This window comes from Secundilactobacillus oryzae JCM 18671 (assembly GCF_000740055.1).
In the GTDB taxonomy this organism is placed as follows: domain Bacteria; phylum Bacillota; class Bacilli; order Lactobacillales; family Lactobacillaceae; genus Secundilactobacillus; species Secundilactobacillus oryzae.
This window is the reverse complement of the sequence record NZ_BBJM01000003.1, coordinates 61,888-78,103: the sequence shown is the minus strand read 5'-3', so window position 1 is coordinate 78,103 and position 16,216 is coordinate 61,888. Positions and strand designations below refer to the sequence as shown.

Here is a 16,216-nt window from a genome sequence, read left to right as displayed (position 1 = left end):
TACACTTTACCCCTCACTCATTTTCACTCGTTTACTAGTTGCTTTTTGACTAGCTTGCATCGTTCGGTAAATACTGTACCCACTCGCTTTCTGAAAACTTTTATCTAATTGCTTTTCTTGCGCCTTAGTTGGCACAACTTCCTTGAATTGTTTATACCAACCATCTAATTCATTCTTGGAAACCCCATTTGCTGATTCATACGCCTCTTCCACACAGTGATAGAGGTTAGTAACTGCAATCATGTCTTCGGTGCTCCAATCCGTTTCTAATGGGTATTGATAACTATCCTTCATTATTAATATTCTCCAGTCCACCGTTTTCAATTTTATTGATCAGGGCCTTAATGGCAGTTTCAATTTCATTATATTGTGTTTGCTCATTTTCGGACAGTGAAAGCTCCGTTAACTTCGTCTGTCCATCTTGATTCACCAAAACCGGTGTGCTTGATACAAATGTGCTACTACCTGCACGGTCCGCCTTAATGTTAGTTACGGGAAGAATCGCGCTCTCGTTCAGCAACAGAGCCTTAACAATTCTAATCACGGCTAATCCCTGGAGCGTCGTATTTTCTGGTACGGTCACCGCTGAAATCTGAGTTTCCAATCCCGTTAGATCCTGAGCAGCAAAGTTGGAATCTTCATTTGCGACGTACATCAAAATGGGCGCTGGACCAATATAGACCCGACTCCAGGCAATTAAGGGATCACTTGCACGACCAATCACTGAAACATTGGGATCTTGGTCGCCGACCTCTAGTTGCTGGCGTAATAGTGCGTTTAGCAAAAGTGCTTGCGGCGTTGTCCCAACACCAATCACCTTTGCCCGATCCATACCCGTAAATCGCCAAGCAAAATAGGTCAATATCTCATCGAGGATGCCTGAAATCAGTAATTTACCTGTAAATCCATTTTCAATGGCCTCATTGACACTTTCCCGAAAAATTGGCAGATTCGCCTGAAGCAACATGAGCTCATCTACTTCCTCATCGGAAGCTGGTAACTGACTCTGGAACATAATCGCCAACTCAGCATCTGAATAATCTGCAGGAGTCCCAATGGCGATTGTCGTCTGACTGTTGAGCTTGCCTGCTGTAATTAATGTTCGATATTGCACTTCCTCCTCATCTGAATGTGTGAGCACAACAAAACTGAGGGGCAATTTTTCGCCCATCACTAATTGTAAGAAACTCTTTATATTGTCGTATTCTCCGGAAAGCACAATCTTAACTGTCATCAAAGTTCCTCCAACCAATTTTAAGTCTTACGCTTTAATTATAAGTTTATTCGAACGGATATCAAGCTGTGAAACTATGTATACAAAACGAGGACCTGACTTAATCGTCAGACCCTCGTTTTTAACCGCTTTAAATGTGAGTTGGGAATCCAATCGCAATATCAGCAGCTTCTTGAATTGGTTCGCTCAAAGTTGGATGTGGATGAATTGTCAAAGCAATATCTTCCGCATTCATGCCAGAGTTAACTGCCAAGCTTAATTCGGCGATTAAATCACTGGCACCAGGTCCAACAACTTGGCCACCAACGACATTATTGCCATCCTTGGTTGTAACAAGGCGGACAAACCCTTCAGCTTCATCAAGTGAAACCGCACGGGCATTACCAGCAAATGGGAATTTTGCAGTTGAAACTTCGATTCCCTTTTCCTTGGCTTCGCTCTCTGTCAAGCCAACTGTTGCTAATTCTGGATCAGCAAAACATACGGCTGGAACGCCAGCATAATCATTAGCTGTATTCTTGCCGGAAATGGCGCCAGCGGCTACTTTACCTTGGAAGAAGGCTTTGTGAGCCAAAGCTGGACCAGATGCAATATCACCAATTGCGTAAATATGTGGTGATGCAGTCCGACCTTGAATATCCGTTTCAATGATGCCGCGCTTATCAGTCTTTACGTCCGTAAATTCAATCCCGATATCATCGGTGTTTGGTTTACGGCCAACTGTTACCATGCAGTAATCGGCCTTAACAGTGCTTGCCTTACCGTCTACTTCATAAGTAACTGTTACGCTGCTGTCGTCTTGTTCGGAACTCTTGGCCATGGCATTGGTTACAATGTCAACGCCCTTCTTCTTCAAACTCTTAACAACGATAGAAACCATGTCCTTATCGAAGCCAGCAAGAATTGAATCAGTTCCTTCAAGAATGGTAACGTGTGATCCTAAGTTGGCATATGCGCCTGCTAACTCAGTACCAACATATCCGCCACCAATAACAACGAATTCCTTAGGGATATCTTTCAATCCAAGTCCACCAGTTGAGTCAACAACACGGCCTTCAAACTTGAAGCCTGGAATTTGGATTGGACGACTACCGGTTGCGATAATTAAGTCTTTAAACTCAATTGTCAAACCATCATCAGCACTCATGAATTGCTTTTCACCAGTGGAAACAACTCGTAAACGAGTATCACTGTCAATAACAGCTTCTCCTTGGATCACTTCGACCTTGTGCTTCTTGAGTAGCATCTTAACGCCACTCGTCATTCGGTCAACGACCTTGGTTTGCTTCCATTCTTGTGTTTTTGCAAAATCAATTGTTGCAGGTTGCGTTGTAATTCCCCAAGTTGAGGCATCGTTTGCTTCTTGCAAGCGGTGACCAGCGTTGATTAGCGCTTTAGAAGGGACACATCCCACGTTCAAACAGACACCACCAAGTGTATCTGATTTTTCAATTATAGTAACTTTTTGACCCAATTCAGCAGCACGAATGGCTGCGACGTAACCACCAGGGCCGGAACCGATAATAACGGTGTCCCTCTTCTCAGCATCAGCCATATTTATGTCATCCTTCCATTAATAGCATATCTGGATCGTGAAGCAATTGCGTAATTTCGTTCAAGACACGTTGAGCAGTAGCGCCATCGATTAAGCGGTGGTCATAACTCAATGAAAGCTTCAACATGTTACCAATTACAATTTCACCATCTTCGTTAACGATTGGTTCCTTGGCGATCTTACCAACACCCAAGATTGCAACTTCTGGGTAGTTGATAACTGGCGTGAACCAGCCACCACCAATTGAACCAACGTTACTAATCGTAATTGAACCGCCTGACATTTGAGCTGCACTAAGCTTGTTATCTTGGGCAGCTTGCGTGTTTTCAGAAATTTCCTTGGCAATAGCAAACATTCCCTTAGAATCTGCGTTCTTGATGTTTGGTACATACAAGCCGTGTGGTGTATCAGTTGCAATACCCACGTTGTAGTAATGCTTGTAGACGATTTCTTGAGTTGAATCATCAATAGATGCATTCAATTCTGGGAAGTCTTTCAAGACTGCTACAAGTGCTTTAACAACATATGGTAAGAAGGTCAAGTGAATGTCGCGATCTGCGGCTGCTTGCTTGTACTTCTTACGGTTAGCCATCAAGGCTGTAACATCAACATCATCAAATGAGGTAACGTGAGGTGCCGTATGCTTAGAAGTTACCATGGCCTTAGCAATGGCTTTTCTAGTCATTGACATTGGTTCACGAGTTTCCAAATCAGGTGTAGCTGATGTGTAAGGCTCGATTGGCGCAGCTGCAGTATCAGTAGCTGCGGCTGCTGGGGCAGCGGTTGCGGCAGCAGGAGCTGCGGCAGCAGGAGCTGCGGCACCTGAACCTGCGTTATCAATATCGGCCTTCAAAACTTGTCCGTGGTTACCGGTTGGTGCCACGCTCGTAATGTCAACACCCTTGTCACGTGCATATTGACGGACTGATGGCATTGCCAAAACTAATTTGTTTGGATCTGCGGCTGCAGGTACATCGGCTGGGGCGGCTGCAGGAGCAGGAGCTGCTTCAGCTTTAGGAGCCTCTGGGGCTGCGGGAGCTGGTGCTTCCTCTTTAGGTGCTTCAGCAGGAGCTGCTGACTCACCAGTGTCGGGAGAACCATCATCGATTTCAACGAGCACATCGCCGATTTCTGCGGTTTCCCCTTCTTGTTTAACGATCTTCTTAATTGTTCCAGCAACTGGAGAAGGTAATTCAGAGACTGATTTGTCGTTTTGGATTTCAACTAAAACGTCGTCTTCCTTAACGGTGTCTCCTTCTTTAACATCCCATGAAGAAATTTCACCTTCGGCCATTCCTTCTCCGAGTTCTGGGAGCTTGAACAGATAAGCCATGAGACAACTTCCTTTCTCTTACAAAATAATGATTAAATTCGATTTACTAAATGAATTCGCTTTCAATTCTAATTAGTAATTTACGAGTTCACGAACCTTTGCTTCAATATCATCGGCGTTTGGAATCCAATCATTTTCAGCTTGAGCCCATGGATAAATTGAATCTGGAGCTGCAACACGGCCAATAGGTGCATCCAATGACATAATGACATTTTCAGCGATATCTGAAGCAACTGTTGCACCGACACCAGCCATTCGTTGTGCTTCTTGAACAACGACCACTTTGTGAGTCTTTTCAACAGAAGCAAAGATAGTATCAGTATCGATTGGAGAAAGTGAACGTAAGTCAATGACTTCTACAGAGATATTTTCTTTCTCTAACTTTTCAGCCACTTTAAGTGCTTCATTAACTTCAGCACTGTAAGCAACAACCGTTACATCGGTTCCTTCTTTGACAACTTTAGCGCTGTCTAGCGGAACAGTATAGTGACCTTCAGGAACTTCATCCTTCATTGAACGGTACAACTTCAAGTTTTCCATGAAGAGCACTGGGTCATTGTTTTCAACGGCAGAGATTACAAGGCCTTTTGCATCGTATGGGTTACTTGGTGTAACCACACGTAAGCCTGGAACACCAGTGAAGAAGTTTTCCAAGTTATCGGCATGCATTTCAGCGGTATGAGTACCACCACCAAATGGTGTCCGGATGGTAACAGGCATTGCACGTTTGCCACTGAAACGGAAACGGTTACGTGACATTTGACCAGCAATTGAATCCATTGCTTCAAAAGTAAAGCCCATGAATTGAATTTCTGGAATTGGACGCCAACCAGTCCATGCAAGACCAATTGCTAAGCCCAAAATACCTGATTCGGCAAGAGGTGTATCGAATACTCGGTCTTCCCCATACTTGTCTTGAAGCCCAACAGTCGTACGGAAAACACCACCATTTTTACCAACATCTTCACCGAAGATTAGTGTCTTTGGATCTTTTTCTAAAACTTGATCCAACCCATCAGTAATAGCTTTGATATAAGTCATTTTAGCCATGGTTATTTCGACTCCTTTGCTTCGAATTCAGCAATTTGCTTCTTGATGTTAGGCGTTGGTTCTTCGAACGTCGTCTTCAACATCTCAACAACAGTTTGCTTTGGTGTTGCTTCAGCAGCTTTCATTTCTTCCTTAAAGCTGTTCTTGTATTCTTCAACAAGCTTATCTTCTTGCTCTTGTGACCATAACTTCTTGTCCGTTAAGATCTTACGCATTCTGATAAGTGGGTCTTTATCGAACCATGGTTGTTCTTCTTCCTTAGTACGATAACGACTAGGATCATCACCAGCTGATGAGTGAGCACCGTAACGGAATGTTAAGGTTTCAAGCATGACTGGGCCATTGCCTGCAGTGATGTAGTCACGCGCTTCTTTAGTTGCTTGATAAACGGCCAAGACATCCATACCATCAACTTGGATAGATGGAATTCCCATTGCAACCGCTTTTTGAGCTAACGTTTCAGCACCAGTTTGTTTTGCACGTGGAACTGAAATTGCGTAACCATTATTTTGAACGAAGAATAGTGCTGGTGCTTGGTAGGCAGCGGCAAAGTTCATACCTTCATAGAAGTCACCTTGCGATGTACCACCATCACCGGTATAAGTGAAGGCAACTGCATCTTTGTCACCGTTCTTCTTAATACCAAGTGCTGCACCGGCAGTTTCGACGTATTGAGCGCCGATAATAATTTGTGGGAACCATGCACGGCCCTCTCCATAATCATTACCAATGGCGTTACCCTTTGACCATAAGAAACCTTGCTTTACACTTGCTGCATGTTGAATTAATTGCGGAAGGTCACGGTAAGCTGGGAATAAATAGTCTTTATCAGTCATTGCTGATACAGATCCCATCTCACTGGCTTCTTCACCTTCAGTTGGTGCGTAGAAACCTAAACGACCTTGACGTGAAAAGTTCATGGTTTGTTCATGTAAAGCACGTTCCCAAACCATTTTCTTCATCAAATCAACGAGTTGATCATCTGAGAAGTTATCGAATAACTTCTGATTAACGATTTTTGCGTTCTCGTCAACAATTTGAAGGGGGTTCTTATATGGATCGCTCATTGTTGATTTGATTTTGTCAAAATCAACGGCTTTTGCTTCTTTCTTTGTCGCTGCCATAAATAACACTTTCCTTTCCGTGGTTATGTAAACATTGCTTTTAAAATTTCCAAAAAGTATGAAAACGCCCTCAAGCAATGAAATACTTTTTAACTACGACTTTAATTTAACATTTTTCATTTTTCGTTGCAAGCCCTTTCATCGGCTTTAATTCAATATTTTCATGAAAATATTGTCAGAATGGTTTTTCTCGATTATGAAAAAAATTTACATTAATTATTTTCATAATTCAGTTCGAAAAATGCTATATTCTATGATAAAATTATCTGATTGAGTACGTGTGGAGGTAAATAAAAGTGATATTAATGAAAGACATCGTTCGTGATGGTGACCCCGTCTTACGATCAGAAGCAAAACAAGTAACTTTCCCCTTAAGTGAGGAAGATCAAAAATTAGCTGCAGATATGATGGAATACTTGGTAGTTAGCCAAGATCCAGAACAAGCAAAGAAGTACGGATTACGAGCCGGCGTCGGTTTAGCAGCCCCTCAAGTGGGAGTTTCAAAGATGATGGCTGCCGTTTTGGTGCCATCTGAGGATCCCGAAAAGGCATCCCCCTTTACGGATGTCATCATTAATCCCGTCATCATCAGTAACTCGGTACAACCAGGTGCCCTCTTAGAAGGTGAAGGTTGTCTTTCCGTTGATGAAGATGTACCAGGATATGTGCCACGTCACGACCGAATTACCCTTCGTTATCAAAATCTAGATGGTGAGACCAAAAAAGTCCGTTTGCGCGACTATCCCGCCATTGTTTGCCAACATGAGATTGATCATCTTCACGGCATCCTGTTCTATGATCATATTGATAAAGAGCATCCATTCACTGCACCAGAAGATACAGTGATGTTTGAATAAAAAAATGAGTTGCCGTTTATGGCAACTCATTTTTGTCATCCAATTTTTTTAAATCCTCTAGATATTCAACTGTGGGTTCGTTCATCAAATAGGCGACATCCAAATGAAGGCGATCTTCATGCTGCCAAAGATCTGATACCTCAAACACGACATCAGAAACAGAAGAGCGCACCTGGTTAGCATCGGCGTAAGCCTGTAATTCCCTGCTCAGCGCTGTCCTTAGTTTCTTAGCCTCGTTCGTGTCACCTTTAAAGTCTTCGATGACATACTCAAACGCCATGACACCTCTGCCCCACACATTTGCCACTTCTTTTGAGTGAGTGGTCGTTCGTTGGTCAGGTGTTAGCTGTTCGTGCGCCACTAACTGATCTAACGCCCAACTCATGGCCCGGTCAGTTTGCCGTTGAGCATCTTCCTGAAGACGTCGCGTTATTCGTCGAACAAAGTAGCGTCTAACGCAGGCAAAAATGATTAAAATGACGATTAAACCTACAATAACTGTAATCGCTAAATTCATCTCGAAATCTCCCTTATTAAGAAGAATGTTAACCTAGTGTCTAACAATATCTTATCATTCATCCAGCAAAACAGGTAATTCTATACTTAGAATGTAAGTTATGCTAAAATTATACTTAATTGTTGTGTATAACAACCTGATGTTCGGAAAAATATATGTACCTTAGTCACCTTGACTAAAATTTAATTAAAGGAGTCATTATTGAATGATTTTTAAAGTTTATTACCAAAATGATCAAATCAAGAATCCCAAGCGAGAAAGCACCCACTCACTTTACATCGAAGCTGATACAGAAGTTGATGCACGTGCCCTCATCGAAGCTAACACAGATTACAACATCGAATTCATCGAACCTTTAGAGGGTAAGTTCCTTGAATACGAGCAACAAAGTCCTGAATACAAACTCACGGAGTTTAGTACTAAATGACCAAGTTAAACGTCAAAAATAACGAAGCCGCCATCTATGGTGTGGGTGGCCTCGGTGAAATTGGAAAAAATACTTATGGTATCCAATTTCAGGATGAAATTATCCTAGTTGATGCAGGTATCAAGTTCCCAGAAGACGAATTACTGGGAATCGATTACGTCATTCCTGACTATCAGTATCTAGTTGCTAATCAGCAAAAGATTAAAGCGCTAGTTATTACCCACGGTCATGAAGACCATATCGGTGGTATCCCCTATCTTCTAAAGGATTTGCATGTGCCAGTTTACGCTGGACCCTTAGCACTTGCACTGATTAAAAACAAGCTCGACGAACACGGGTTATTAAAAACCACAGAACTACACACAATTAACGAAGATACTGTTCTTAAGTTCCGTAAACTAAGTGTTTCGTTCTTCAGAACAACCCATTCAATTCCTGATACACTCGGAATTGCTGTGCATACACCGGTCGGCGTTATCGTCCAAACTGGTGACTTTAAGTTCGATCTCACGCCAGTTACCAACCAGCCACCTAATCTCCAAAAGATGGCTCGACTCGGTGAAGAAGGCGTACTCTGTTTAATGGCAGATAGTACTAACGCTGAACGACCAATTTGGACAAAGTCAGAAAAATGGGTTGGTAAATCCGTTCGTAAGATTTTTGATCAAGTTGATGGTCGAATCATCTTTGCTACTTTTGCATCTAACATTTCGCGAATTGAAACGGCTTGCGAGGTTGCCCTCGCCCATGGCCGTAAGATTGCGGTGTTTGGTCGAAGTATGGAAGCTGCCATTGTGAACGGTCGTGAATTGGGTTATTTGAATATTCCAGACGACGCTTTGGTTGATGCTAATGACATCAAGTCATTACCTGCAGACAAAGTCATGATTCTTTGTACCGGATCTCAAGGGGAACCTATGGCAGCCCTTTCTCGGATTGCCAATGGTACCCACCGTCAAATTTCAATTCAACCAAACGATACGGTTGTTTTCTCAAGTAACCCAATCCCTGGTAACACAATTAGTGTTAACCACGTGATTAATGAACTTGAAGAAGCTGGCGCCCACGTCATTCATGGGAAGGTTAACAACATCCATACTTCTGGTCATGGTGGCCAAGAAGAGCAAAAGCTCATGCTTCGTTTAATGAAGCCGAAGTTCTTTATGCCAATCCATGGTGAGTACCGCATGTTGAAAATCCATACTGAGTTAGCTGAAGAATGTGGTGTACCTTTGGAAAACAGCTACATCATGGAAAACGGTGATGTCTTAGCTTTGACGAAGGACTCTGCTCGGATTGCTGGCCACTTCAATGCCGGAGATGTTTACATCGATGGTAATGGTATCGGTGATATCGGCAACGTCGTTCTTCGTGATCGTCAACTCTTGTCTGAAGAAGGTTTAGTTGTCGTTGTAGCGACAATTAACCTAAAAGAACAAGAGATTCAAGCTGGTCCAGATTTGCTATCACGAGGCTTCGTTTACATGCGTGAATCCGGAGAACTTCTAAATGAAGGCCGTCGCCTTGTCTTTAGAACAATTCGCCGGGCAATGCGTTCGAACAAGGCCAACGAGGCATCGATTCGAAATGCCATCATTGATGATCTTCAGAATTTCTTATACGAAAAGACGGAGCGTCATCCAATGATTTTACCAATGCTAATCATCAATTAAACTCAAAACTGCGAATCCATTCTCTGGATTCGCAGTTTTTTTACATAATTGTTAAAATTAAGACAAATGAACCATTTAATGGGTATACGATTTTTTAAAAATTCGCTATAATTTAGTTCAGTGCTGTTTAGAGAGGAGAATTCAGGTGGCCATTAACTTTTACATAATCATTAACGAAACCGCTGGTGGCGGAAAAACCCGCCTTCTATGGCCTGAAATTAAACAGGAACTTGATCAACGCAACACCAGTTATGACTTCACATTTTCAACATACCCAGAACATACTGTTGAACTGGCTGAGCACTGGGCAAAGCACCTTGATCTCAGTACCCCTGAGCAACCAGTTTTACTCGCAATCGGTGGCGACGGCACACTGCATGAAGCCTTGACTGGCTTAGTCAAGGCTAACAGAGCACCACAAATACCGGTCGCCTATTTACCTATTGGTTCAGGCAACGATTTTGCTAGAGGCATGGGAATGGCAACCAATTGGCATAGCGCGCTTAACCAAATTCTAAATTGTACTCACGCCAGTAGAATTAACATTGGTACTTACAACGATACGATTAAATATGAACGTGGTGTTTTCACTAATAATCTTGGCATCGGCTTTGACGCCGCTGTGGTCTCAAAAACCAATCACTCTCCTCATAAGGAACGCCTCAATAAATTTAACCTAGGTTCATTAAGCTATATTGCGTCAATCATTGGTGTTCTATATAACCAAGAAGCCTTTCCATTGACGGTTCACATCGACCACAAACGTGACATTTATTCAAAAGCTTACCTTGTGACGGTATCTAACCATCCTTATTTTGGTGGTGGCGTTAAAATCATGCCACCTGCTTCCGTTAAGGACGAAGCCTTAGACTTAATCGTGATTGAAAAACATAATATTTTTGCCCTGCTCTTATTACTGCTCACTATTTTTCGTGGCAAGCATTTGAAGTACAAGGCCGTGCACCATTATCATGGTCAAAACATTCAGCTGTCCATCCCCTCAATCGAATATGGTCAAGTCGATGGTGAAGAAATGGGTGGCAGGTACTGGGACCTATATTTGGGAACGAGCACCTATCCGATTTGGATTGATCCGACACTCTAAGGAGGCGTTGGCATGAACCACAAGCTTATTAAAAATACCATTTACGGTGTCGCGATTGGCGATGCACTCGGTATGCCTCACCAATTTCTCCCCCCTCAAGAATTCGATAAACAGCCAGTCACCGAAATGACGGGCTACGGCGCGTTCAGTTATCCTGCCGGCACTTGGTCCGACGATACCAGTCTAACGCTTGCGTTATTGGACAGTTTGTCACAGGGGGTTAATTACACCCAGATAATGCAGGCATTTGCTAATTGGTATCAATTAGGCAAATATACGCCAACTGGTATTGCATTTGATATTGGCGCCGGTACTGCAGAGGCTATCAAAACCTTTCTAGCCGGAACTCTTGCACTAGCTGCGGGGAGCTCTAAGGTGACTAATAACGGTAACGGTGCCCTCATGCGACTAGCACCTGTGGTTTTATACTTGGCTAATCGAGACGACACATTAAGCCTTGCGGAACAATTCGAAATTCTGCATAATACCACTCGTCTCACACACGGACATGTGCGCGCGCTGGTTGCTTCTGGACTACTGGGAATGGCGATGTTAACCGTTCAACGGCATCCAGAGTGGCCGTTAAGACGAGCACTAACCACCGGCTTTCAGATAGCACGTGACTATTATCAAAACCAACCAGCGTTCCAATCCGAACTGATAGACTTCAAACCATTATTTCATCTGGAGCAGTTGATTAATACCAATCGAAACGACATTCCCAGTAGTGGCTACGTAGTAGATACCCTGATTGCAGTTAGCTGGTGCCTACTCACCGAACCCAATCCTAATGCGTGCCTGCTGAAAGCTGTTAATCTGGGCGAAGACACTGATACGATTGCAGCAATTACCGGCGGTGTTCTTGGACTTAACCCTGCAACTCACTTCAGTCATTCCTGGCTCTCCCAGCTTAAAGACCGAGCCCAAATTGATTATTATATCCATCAAGCAACTGAATCAGCCAATTTTAATTAGAAAAAGACACCCGAAAATTTTTTGGGTGTCTTTTCTTAGTCCTCAGAAGCTTCAATTGCTTCAAGAATCATTTTGAGCTGATCACATTGCTCGCTCAGGTGATGCGCTTTTTGGGTTAAGTTGCTCGTTTGCGTGGCTGTGGCGGTTCCTGCATATCGACCCGCGTTAGTTTCTAACTGGGTTAATTCGCTGTGTGCAGCTTCGTATTCAGCCAAAATCTCGGCTTTATTACTCACTTAAAACACACTCCTTTTAACAAAATTAGAAGTCTTTACTAAATCTTTACTTCGATAAGAGCACTATACACCCCACCACCCATTTTGTTAACCCTTTTGAGCGAAAAAAAACACCGATTTTATCGGTGTTTAAACGTTTATTTAACTGTGCCGGCAAAACTAGGCATCAAGTACTTACTAATCGTTTCAATTTGAACATTTTGTCCAGGTGTTGGTGCAGCAACATATTGATTATTACCAATATAAATGGCATCGTGATAAGTTGAGCCCTTGCTACCCCAGAATAGGATGTCACCAGGAACAGCCTTACCAACTGAGTGCGTTGATACATAGGATTCCTGAGCAACTGTATTGTGTGGTAATGAGATGCCAGTAGTGTGCTTATAGACATAAGCGACCAATCCGGAACAATCCATCCCTTTCAAAGAAGAACCACCCCATACGTATGGAATGTTCTCACCAGCCAACTTAACCGCTAAAGAGGTAACGGATGTCGTTGATGCAGTCGAGCTACTACTATCATCTGTATTCTTTGATGATGAAGCAGAAGTAGCAGAACTTGTACTAGTCGATGAAGCACTAGTAAAATCAACGTGATCTTCTTGCTTAGCCGTTGTTGTGGCTGCCGTACCACTCACTTTAAGTTGTTGACCGACGTAAATCGTATCGCTCTTTAGCTTGTTCAGTGACTTCAGCTTAGTAACCGTTGTGTCATAAGCGGACGCAATCTTAGAAAGCGTGTCACCTGACTTAACTTTATATGTATTCTGAGTTGATTGCTTTACTGTCGTCGCGCTAGAAGTTTGAGAAGCCGTCGCTGTTGGCGCTTTGGCCTTTGTTGCTGTTGTTGACGATGAATTTTTTTGCGTGATGGTCAACTTTTGACCTACGAAAATGAGATCCTGATTGTTCTTGTTCTTCTTGATATTGTTCAACTTCTCGATTGTTTGAACCGAGACGCTGTTCTTCTTGGCAATGCTCCAAACTGTATCATTAGCTTTAACCGTCACCGTTTTGGCACTCGCAGCTTCACTAGTGACCAACAAGAAACCAGCTGCACTAGCTACTCCTGCTAATACCTTAATCGAATTGTGACTATGTCCCATTAATCTTCACTCCCTTGAAGTAAAACTATGTTACTTACAAACAGTTAGATGTAACTGCTTCCAATATCCACATCATACCACATCTCATGAAATTTGTTGAAAATTTGCTTAAGAAAGTCTAAAGAACTTAGTAAATCCTTAAGCTCAGTCCACAAAAAAATCCGTCAACCACGCGGGTTAACGGATTTTGTATTAGCCAAAAAGGTTAGTAAAGAAGTCGACAATCTTTTGCCAGATTTGTTGGACGAAGTTTAAAGCTTTCTTGGCATCGGCACTATTTGCAAAGTCTTTCACCGAAGCCATTTTATCGCCAATTGAATTTTTAATATTATCAGCCGCGTTCGTTACGTTGGTGATATAAGTCTTAGTCGTTGAGACTGGTGCCTTTTGCACATTGCTCAAGGCAATGACAATATTATTGATTGAGGTACTTGGCGTTTGATTCTCGATACCTTGTTTCTTCAAAGCGGTATTCAGCATCTCTTGAATATCAGCTTTAGTTGCTAAGCTATTATCCGATTGACGTTGTTTTGCCAACTTACCGGAAACGTCACCGACGGCTGCCATCAATTTACCAGGATAACTGCTGTCATCACTGTTTTGGTTAATAGCTGGTTGTGTGGCATCCAACACATCATTAGCGGCTTGGGTGTTCTCCTTATTTAAGGAAAGGCCATCAGTTGCCAATGCTTTATAAACACCAGTTAACGCAGATTCACCTGAAACAGCCTTATCAGCGGTTACCGTAATAATGACATCTTTCACTCCAGCCATCGTAGCAACCATGGCATATTGTTGAGCCGTAACCTGAGTAATATTATTTTTACCGTTATATTTTTCAATATTGACCTTAACGCCAGTACCGGGATCCGCTGGCGCTAGCGAAACGGAACTAATCATACTAGCATCCGTCGTGCCCGCCGAGTTCAAGTAGGTCGCGTAGTCACTCCCCGTTGCTGTGAGAGCTTCGTAGTTTGATTTAACTCCTAATGCATCAGCAATGGCATCCTTGTCCTCACTGGCCAAGCCTGCACCATAGACGACATAAGGTTTCGAAAGCGCCTTAGTCTGAACAGCCGATTCACTTGTTGCATCAGCACTATCCGCAAAAGCTGACTGAGCCGGTAAGATTGCGCCCATCAAGATTGCTGCACCTGCAAAAACAATTGCGATTTTACTTCGCCATTTCATAATGAGACCTCATTTCAATTTGATGTCTTAATTGTACTATGAAATCCGCAATGATTGGTTATTTAGCATACGATTTTAGCGAATTGCTAATCCTTTTAGTAATCCATAAGAATTCGCTCACGATAATAAGGCGTTAGCAACCGTTAAGCCCAATTGTTGTAGATCCAAAAGCGTCTTGGAACGGTCTACTTGATTTTGCGTCAGTACAATAATGTCAACCAACTGGTCGGCAACGGCAAACCTGGCGATATCATGGTCAACACCATTGCCCTCTCCGGTTTTGTTATAAACATCAATTGGCCATCCCAGTTCATCAAAAGCCCCAGGAAGCTTGAAGCGCATTTGTTGATTTAAAAACCAGTCTAAAACGGATGCTGGCGCAGTCTCCAGAATCAGTTCAAATATCGTCATCATTTCATTAGCAGAGGTCGTATTTTCTCGTCCCTGGCTAAGTGCGATTCGATCCATTAACTTCCGGTTTAGTCGGGTAGCACTAAACCCATGCGTACTTAGCCAGTCATTAATTGTCGTCATCCCCACTGCATCAATAATCAAATTTGCCGCGGTATTATCCGAAACAACAATCATCAAACTCAGTAGATGACGCACTGTGTAACGCCCCTCTTTGAAGTTCTGTAATACTCCGGCACCACCAACAACTTGATCCGTTTTCAAAACGAGTTGTTGGTTCAAGTCCAGTTTTTCCAGAGCGACTTTTAAAATTGGCAATTTTATCAGCGATGCAGCTGGAAAAATACTATCCGCATTTTTTGCAATCAGTTGCTCACCATTTAGATCAACCAGTGCAGCCGCATTCGTCATGGTACTCAAACGTGTCGTCAATTCGCCTTTTAATTCTGCCTCATTCATGCCAATATCTCCTTGCTCCTGCCAGTTCAGGTGCATAACGCATTTCAGTTAGCGTCCCAATATCGACGTTTTTACCAATCGTTCGGGACTGAATCATTTGTCCGTTACCCACGTAAATGCCGACGTGGTGGACATATCCCTGTCCACGTTCATGGGCAAAAAATAACAAATCGCCAGGTTTTAAATCTTCCGGAGCCACTGCAGTCCCATTTTCGCTTTGATCGTCAGCATCACGTGGAATTTCAACACCCAAGACCCGATGTAAATTATAGGTGAGTCCTGAGCAATCAAAACCATAAGGACTAATTCCGGCCCACAAATAGCGGAGTCCCATAAACTGCTTTGCCAGTGCGACTAACTGATCACCCATGCTCGCACCGGTCACTGGAACTTCGGTAGCTTGCTTTTCAATGAAGAATTGTCCATCCAGTGGCGTCTCAACTTCGAGTAAGTCATCCTGACTCCCCACAACCTTAAATGCCGTACCCATTGTAATTTCAAGCACTGGATGACCTTCTGCATCTAACAACGATGTCTTAGGAATTGCCACTTGAACTTCTGTGGTGGGTTCGACAAAGGCTTCTGAAACGGGCTGACTCAATAACTTAAGTGGTACCCAACCTTGGTAACCATCCTCACCTGCATCATCCTGCTGGGCAAGGACTGAAACTTTGGCCCAATTCCCTTGGGTTTCTAAAACTTCAACTTGATCATTAAAAAGTGCCTGAGTGGCTAATCGATCGCCGTCAGCCAAATCGATTGAGCTTTCTAATGACATTTCTGACACCCATTTTGCAACATCGCCTTCGAGCGCTAGTCGATCTTCTTTTCGGGGTGCATCTGGTTTTGTCCAGATCGTGGCAACTGGCACGATAACTCTTCTTATTTCCATTCGAATCCCTCCTATTTCACTACAATATACAACATTGACTCTTGATTCGAAAGTAACTGTCTCTCGATGAC

17 protein-coding genes are annotated in these 16,216 nt (G+C 43.0%); 5 read left to right on the top strand and 12 right to left on the bottom strand.

The window, feature by feature from the left end:
* Window positions 1-6: 6 nt before the first annotated feature.
* The 6 genes from LOSG293_RS01695 to pdhA all read right to left on the bottom strand — a co-directional run bounded on the left by LOSG293_RS01695 (window position 7) and on the right by pdhA (window position 6,296).
* Window positions 7-294: a UPF0223 family protein gene (locus LOSG293_RS01695; RefSeq protein ID WP_034526262.1), complete on the bottom strand. Its 288-nt coding sequence runs from the start codon at window positions 292-294 to the stop codon at window positions 7-9.
* Complete coding sequence (locus tag LOSG293_RS01690) at window positions 284-1,234, bottom strand: hypothetical protein (RefSeq protein ID WP_034526260.1); 951 nt, start codon at window positions 1,232-1,234, stop codon at window positions 284-286. The genes LOSG293_RS01695 and LOSG293_RS01690 overlap by 11 nt, the downstream gene beginning before the upstream one ends.
* 130 nt (window positions 1,235-1,364) lie before the next feature.
* The gene (gene lpdA, locus LOSG293_RS01685) at window positions 1,365-2,789 is read right to left on the bottom strand and encodes a dihydrolipoyl dehydrogenase (RefSeq protein ID WP_034526258.1); all 1,425 of its coding nucleotides are present in this window, start codon (window positions 2,787-2,789) and stop codon (window positions 1,365-1,367) included.
* A gap of 7 nt (window positions 2,790-2,796) precedes the next feature.
* Window positions 2,797-4,122, bottom strand: a complete 1,326-nt coding sequence (locus LOSG293_RS01680) for a dihydrolipoamide acetyltransferase family protein (protein ID WP_034526256.1) — start codon at window positions 4,120-4,122, stop codon at window positions 2,797-2,799.
* A gap of 72 nt (window positions 4,123-4,194) precedes the next feature.
* Entirely contained in the window at window positions 4,195-5,172 is a 978-nt protein-coding gene (locus tag LOSG293_RS01675) for an alpha-ketoacid dehydrogenase subunit beta (protein ID WP_034526254.1), read from the bottom strand.
* A 2-nt stretch (window positions 5,173-5,174) separates the two neighbouring features.
* A complete protein-coding gene (gene pdhA / locus LOSG293_RS01670) occupies window positions 5,175-6,296 on the bottom strand; it encodes a pyruvate dehydrogenase (acetyl-transferring) E1 component subunit alpha (RefSeq protein ID WP_034526252.1) in 1,122 nt (373 codons plus the stop codon).
* Window positions 6,297-6,592: 296 nt separating this feature from the next.
* Between pdhA and def the strand changes: the two genes are divergently transcribed.
* A complete protein-coding gene (gene def / locus LOSG293_RS01665; RefSeq protein ID WP_034526251.1) occupies window positions 6,593-7,153 on the top strand; it encodes a peptide deformylase in 561 nt (186 codons plus the stop codon).
* A gap of 16 nt (window positions 7,154-7,169) precedes the next feature.
* Here the strand turns inward: def and LOSG293_RS01660 are convergent, their stop codons facing one another.
* Entirely contained in the window at window positions 7,170-7,670 is a 501-nt protein-coding gene (locus LOSG293_RS01660; protein WP_034526250.1) for a hypothetical protein, read from the bottom strand.
* A gap of 205 nt (window positions 7,671-7,875) precedes the next feature.
* Between LOSG293_RS01660 and LOSG293_RS01655 the strand changes: the two genes are divergently transcribed.
* From LOSG293_RS01655 to LOSG293_RS01640, 4 genes are all read left to right on the top strand, one after another.
* Complete coding sequence (locus LOSG293_RS01655; RefSeq protein ID WP_034526248.1) at window positions 7,876-8,097, top strand: DNA-directed RNA polymerase subunit epsilon; 222 nt, start codon at window positions 7,876-7,878, stop codon at window positions 8,095-8,097.
* Window positions 8,094-9,770, top strand: a complete 1,677-nt coding sequence (rnjA, locus tag LOSG293_RS01650) for a ribonuclease J1 (protein WP_034526247.1) — start codon at window positions 8,094-8,096, stop codon at window positions 9,768-9,770. The genes LOSG293_RS01655 and rnjA overlap by 4 nt, the downstream gene beginning before the upstream one ends.
* A gap of 145 nt (window positions 9,771-9,915) precedes the next feature.
* Window positions 9,916-10,875: a diacylglycerol/lipid kinase family protein gene (locus tag LOSG293_RS01645; protein WP_034526246.1), complete on the top strand. Its 960-nt coding sequence runs from the start codon at window positions 9,916-9,918 to the stop codon at window positions 10,873-10,875.
* Window positions 10,876-10,887: 12 nt separating this feature from the next.
* On the top strand, window positions 10,888-11,850 hold the full coding sequence (locus tag LOSG293_RS01640; RefSeq protein WP_051907161.1) for an ADP-ribosylglycohydrolase family protein: 963 nt from the start codon (window positions 10,888-10,890) through the stop codon (window positions 11,848-11,850).
* Window positions 11,851-11,885: 35 nt separating this feature from the next.
* On the opposite strand, the gene LOSG293_RS01635 is transcribed toward LOSG293_RS01640, so the two are convergent.
* From LOSG293_RS01635 to LOSG293_RS01615, 5 genes are all read right to left on the bottom strand, one after another.
* Window positions 11,886-12,086: a hypothetical protein gene (locus LOSG293_RS01635; protein WP_034526245.1), complete on the bottom strand. Its 201-nt coding sequence runs from the start codon at window positions 12,084-12,086 to the stop codon at window positions 11,886-11,888.
* Window positions 12,087-12,223: 137 nt separating this feature from the next.
* Complete coding sequence (locus tag LOSG293_RS01630) at window positions 12,224-13,192, bottom strand: C40 family peptidase (protein WP_051907160.1); 969 nt, start codon at window positions 13,190-13,192, stop codon at window positions 12,224-12,226.
* 192 nt (window positions 13,193-13,384) lie between these two features.
* Window positions 13,385-14,383, bottom strand: coding sequence for a DUF1002 domain-containing protein (locus LOSG293_RS01625; protein ID WP_034526244.1), 999 nt, complete (start codon window positions 14,381-14,383; stop codon window positions 13,385-13,387).
* 117 nt (window positions 14,384-14,500) lie between these two features.
* A complete protein-coding gene (locus LOSG293_RS01620) occupies window positions 14,501-15,253 on the bottom strand; it encodes a serine hydrolase (RefSeq protein ID WP_034526243.1) in 753 nt (250 codons plus the stop codon).
* The gene (locus LOSG293_RS01615; RefSeq protein ID WP_034526241.1) at window positions 15,246-16,145 is read right to left on the bottom strand and encodes a C40 family peptidase; all 900 of its coding nucleotides are present in this window, start codon (window positions 16,143-16,145) and stop codon (window positions 15,246-15,248) included. The genes LOSG293_RS01620 and LOSG293_RS01615 overlap by 8 nt, the downstream gene beginning before the upstream one ends.
* Window positions 16,146-16,216 lie beyond the last annotated feature (71 nt).